At 33.1% G+C, this 1,511-nt stretch carries 1 protein-coding gene; it reads left to right on the top strand.

What is annotated here, in order from left to right:
* Positions 1-80 precede the first annotated feature (80 nt).
* Positions 81-1,465, top strand: a protein-coding gene (locus tag G4L40_RS12835) for an IS3 family transposase (protein WP_394367774.1) whose coding sequence is annotated in 2 segments (ribosomal slippage) — positions 81-396 and positions 396-1,465 — 1,386 coding nt in all. Because the reading frame shifts where the segments join, the coding sequence is not laid out codon by codon here.
* The last annotated feature ends 46 nt before the right edge of the window (positions 1,466-1,511 follow it).

Raw genomic sequence — 1,511 nt, 5'->3', positions numbered from 1 at the left:
TGTAAATCGTCAGCAAAAAGTGGACTGATTTAGTTCAAAACTAAGAGAGTGTTTTCAAAAATTATTAACTTTGAAATAGTATGAAAACACCTAAGAAAAAAACAGCAGAGAATTTCATCAAAGACATTCGTAGAAATACACGAAGAATCTTTAGTTCCGAACAGAAAATCCAAATTGTAATGGAAGCTTTACGTGCAGAAATGTCAGTTGCAGAATTATGTCGTAAGTATTCAATTAATGAATCTCAGTTTTACAAATGGAATAAAGAGTTTTTAGAAGCTGGTAAAAAGCGTTTAGCAGGCGATACCACAAGGGAAGCCACAAGTGATGAAGTAGTAGAACTCAAGAAAGAAAATCAGCGTTTGAAAGTCATGATTGCCGATTTAGTTTTACGCTACGATATTGTAAAAAAAAGCTTGGACATGCTGGATTAACTGAAAAGTTTAAAAAATATATGCGACTTACAGTATCCGAAAAACAAGAAATCATTCACATGGTTACTCGTTCAGAAATTGGCGTAAATCGAACACTTCGGGAGATTGGAATTAACAAGAGTACCTTTTACAATTGGTATCATGCTTACAGCGAAAATGGTGTTGAAGGATTATTTCCAACCAAAAGAGCATCAAACAGGCAATGGAATAGCATTCCACAAGAACAGAAGAATTTAGTTGTAAAATTAGCTTTAGAATATCCTGATTTATCTTCACGAGAATTAGCCTATAAAGTGACAGATGAACAGCAAATATTCCTATCAGAATCAAGCGTTTACAGAATTTTAAAGTCAAGAGGTTTAATTACAGCTCCAGCTCATATTTTTCTGAGTGCAGGTAATGAATTTACAGATAAAACAGGCTTTGTTCATCAAATGTGGCAAACGGATTTTACCTATTTTAAAATATTGGGTTGGGGTTGGTATTACTTGAGTACGGTTTTGGACGATTACAGCCGATACATTGTACACTGGGAACTTTGCTCAAACATGAAAGCCGATGATGTAAAAAGAACTGTTGATACAGCCATTAAGAAAGCAAAATTGATGACTAAACAAAAACCAAAACTCTTGTCCGACAATGGTTCGTGCTACATTGCAAACGAATTAAAATCGTATTTAAAAGACAATTATCAAATGCAACAAGTACATGGAAGACCCAATCATCCGCAAACACAAGGAAAAATTGAACGCTATCACAGAACCATGAAAAATGTTGTAAAACTTGATAATTACTTCGCTCCAGAAGAATTAGAAGCTGCTTTAGAAAAGTTTGTTTATCGTTATAACAATGAACGCTATCATGAATCATTAAACAACTTAACTCCTGCAGACGTGTATTTTGGAAGAGGTGAATTAATTTTAAAAGAACGTGAACGATTAAAGAAAATGGCTATTATAAACCGAAGAAATGAGTACCAAAAATCAAAATTAACAACTAATCAAAAAAATCTTTTATCTTTGAATTATTAACTAAATACTCTCTTAGCAAAAGTCCAATTTAGTTTGAAGACGTACA

It is taken from the genome of Flavobacterium celericrescens (genome assembly GCF_011392075.1).
Taxonomy (GTDB): domain Bacteria; phylum Bacteroidota; class Bacteroidia; order Flavobacteriales; family Flavobacteriaceae; genus Flavobacterium; species Flavobacterium celericrescens.
Note: the sequence above shows the minus strand (reverse complement) of the source record. Positions and strands in the feature narration are given on the sequence as shown.